Source organism: Photobacterium sp. OFAV2-7, from assembly GCF_022347985.1.
Lineage (GTDB): Bacteria > Pseudomonadota > Gammaproteobacteria > Enterobacterales > Vibrionaceae > Photobacterium.
Window position 1 is genome coordinate 1 of record NZ_JAKRFQ010000613.1, and the last position, 3,234, is coordinate 3,234.

General features: G+C 47.2%; 3 protein-coding genes. 1 reads left to right on the forward strand and 2 read right to left on the reverse strand.

Annotated elements, in window-relative coordinates:
- Together MHN01_RS21725 and MHN01_RS21730 are read right to left on the reverse strand one after the other, a co-directional pair.
- A partial coding sequence (locus MHN01_RS21725; RefSeq protein WP_239413386.1) for an amidohydrolase occupies positions 1-1,273 on the reverse strand: 1,273 nt, incomplete at its 3' end.
- A 76-nt stretch (positions 1,274-1,349) separates the two neighbouring features.
- Positions 1,350-2,318, reverse strand: a complete 969-nt coding sequence (locus tag MHN01_RS21730) for an MBL fold metallo-hydrolase (protein ID WP_239413387.1) — start codon at positions 2,316-2,318, stop codon at positions 1,350-1,352.
- A 135-nt stretch (positions 2,319-2,453) separates the two neighbouring features.
- On the opposite strand from MHN01_RS21730, the gene MHN01_RS21735 reads away from it, so the two are divergent.
- On the forward strand, positions 2,454-3,234 hold a 781-nt coding region (locus MHN01_RS21735; protein ID WP_239413388.1), incomplete at its 3' end, for a LysR family transcriptional regulator.

Genomic DNA, 3,234 nt, shown 5'->3' on the forward strand with positions numbered 1-3,234 from the left:
TTTCGGCATGTTCTATCGACCAGCGTAGCCCCCGCAAAGGTTTACGAGCGGTAACTTCCTCGATTACATCCAGCACTCTGGTAATTGATTCATCATAGGTTGAGTGAATCCTAAACGGCCACCTGCGATCGATTAAGAGTTCAATGATTGGCGTCAGATCTTGCTCCATATCGGCATCGAGCTCAGGGCGCCCTGCACGGAAGTTTTCGAAGTCTCCGACCTTCCAGAGCAGATACTCCCCGCCACCATCGATTTCGAAACCGTGACTCTTGGTCGAGTCCGTATTCGTCCCTGCTTTATTTGCCTTTGTCCATGCCTGATAGTCAGCAAGTTCTTTTCCTGGGTTTTGGGCAAACAGGTAAAAAGATGTTCTCAAAGGCAGCTTACCGTCGATTGCCAGCTTTTCAGCAGTTCCGTACTCATCGGGATAACCAAAGCCACCTCCCCCCGCATCAATCACAGAAGTCAGGCCAAACCGAGCCAATTCATGAAACAAGTGAATTGTTGAGTTCGCTTCAATATCCGGCGTTGTTTCTGGCAGGGCTGCTATTTTTCCATAAAAAATGCCCGGATGCGGCTGCGCCAGCATCAAACCAGTCGGATTGCCGTTTGCATCACGGACAAACTTTCCTCCCTTGGGATCGGGTATTGACTTGTCTATACCAAGCAACTCCATCCCTTTCTTGTTCAAGATACCTACACTATAAAAGTACTGCATATACAATGGGGTATCTGGTGCAGCTTCATTCAGCTCTTCCACTGTCGGCAGTCTTTGCTCCTTAAACTGCCATGGTGTCCAGCCACCAATCACTCTTACCCACTCCCCATCAGGGGTTCTTTTCGCCTGCTCGGCAATCATTTTCAGACCAGTTTCAAGATCAGGGACACCATCCCATCTAAGCTCTCTGGTATAAGCCAAACCACTTCTCAAGAAGTGGGAGTGCGAATCGATAAGGCCCGGGATCATTCTTCGGTTTTGGGCGTTGACTACCTCGGTCGTCTCGCCCCTGAGAGTCTCTACGTCTTGGTTATTGCCAACTCGAATGATCACACCATCTTTAATGGCAATAGCTTGCGCGCTCGGGTTGCTCTCATCCAAAGTCGTTATTTTTGCATCTTTTACTATTAGGTCCGCTGTCAGCGGTGCCGCTTCATTACTCGCTGCAGAGCTAAGCAATGAAGTTTGCTCACAACCTATCAATAGCGCCGCAGAGAGCGCTAATGTCATGTACCTGAGCGGGTGTTTTATTAGCGAGGCTTTGATACCGTTCATACATCTTCCTTTCATTCCGGTGATACTGACTGTCATCCAGCCAGTACCACCAGCGTTAACAGACAGACATCTGCTGTTAGTGCTTTCCTGATAGATCTTTATACGCAGCCGGTACATTCAGGCCAGAATGAACCCAACCATGAAGTGCATAACCCTGATATTCCGGCAACTGAACAGCTGCCACGGTCTCTTCAAGTGACATACCTTTAGCTATCGCACCTTTCACCGCATCCCGCACTGCACTTAAATAATCCACATGCCATTTGATTGCCGAACGGTCAGTGACAGGCCCGTGCCCCGGAACAACCACCGTTTTTGCATCAGTAAGGCCATAGACATAACGCATGGTTGCCAGTGTTTCGACCAGGTGGCCATCCAGAAGCCATGGAAAAGCAGGATCGGTCGATACAACCGGGTTACCGGTCCAAATAACATTATCTGCCGGTACAGAAACGAATAGATCACCGCCTGTCTGAGCAAAGCCATAGTCCTGAATTTCAACAGTCTTACCACCCAGATCGATGGCTATCTTGCCGTCTTTCGGTATCAGCACATCCCCGGTTCTTGGTACAACCTCTTCAATACCGCGTCCCTTGCCAAAATATTGCATCATGAACTCGGTATCTTGCTTGAAATGGCTATCAATATACTGCTTGGCGTTAACATGCTGGATAACTGCAACACTATCTGGAAATACGTAGTTACCGTAGGAGTGATCGCCATGCGCACTGGTATTTACAACATACTTAATTGGCTTACTAGTTTCTTTTTTTACCAGGGAAATAACCTGCTTTGCCAACCTTTCATTCAGCATCGACTCGACAACAAGCACCCCGTCATTACCGATAACAAAACCGCCAGTTGTGGCAATAGGATAGCCATTCGGTGCTTTCTCCCCGGCATCCGACGGGATAACGGCAAAAACATCGCTCGCTAGCTTCTGTGATTCCAGAATAACTTTATTGCCATCCCAAACTGGTTCCTGAGCAAAGACATTCGCTGTCACTACCAGTGAAAAAACTACTGTTCCTATTTTCCTGAACATTTTCATACTCCTAATTAAGTTGATAAATAGCTTGATAAAGCTTCAACCATCATGAGTATAATTTCCGTATTGACTGTATCGATAGGAATACCAGTCAGAGAGATGGATAACATCGAAAATCTAGATGGGTTAAATATGAAAACATCAATTGAACAATGGGAGTCGCTTTGTGCTCTGCAGAGATATGGCTCCGTATCCATAGCAGCCGAAAAGCTGGGCAAGAGCCAATCGACCATCAGCTATATGCTAAAAGAGCTGCAAGAGGCACTAGACATTCAGCTACTGATGAAAAAAGGAAGAGCCACAACGCTTAACGAAAACGGGGAGATCCTGGCTGATCGTGCAGGCATACTTCTACGACACCTTGCAAATACTGAAGCGCTGGCTTCTTTGCTTGGCAATGGTGCCGAAGCGACAATCAGACTGGTCGTCGATACTTCTTTTCCCCAGGAGATCACAAACAAAGTACTAAGCCAATTTAACCAGTTAAAGTCGGGAACCCGAATCGAACTGCGCGAAGAGGTGATGTCCGGAGTCAACGATTACCTACTTGAAAAAACAACAGATTTGGCAATAGGTATGACGCCTCCTCCGGGGTTTCTGAGCGACAGAATCATCGACATCGAGTTTGTTATGGTTTGCAGCCAAGATTATTTCCTCAATACCCTTAGGCGAAGAATCACAGCCGAAGATCTCGAAGAAGGCACTCAGGTCGTCGTGAGGGATTCCGGTCCGAGAGATATAACCTTTGGCTGGCTATCTCCGACAAACCGCTGGACGGCAAGCAACCTCAATTCAGCCTATAACCTAATCAAAGACGGCCTATGCTTTGGCCGGTTACCCAAACACTGGATAGAAGAAGATATTAAACGAGGAACACTCGTAGCTGTCGATATGATTGAAGGCGCATCTTATA

What these genes read in the sequence shown, in the direction of transcription:
- MHN01_RS21730 (WP_239413387.1), bottom strand. Translation starts at nt 2,318, where the DNA reads ATGTTCAGGAAAATAGGAACAGTAGTTTTTTCACTGGTAGTGACAGCG.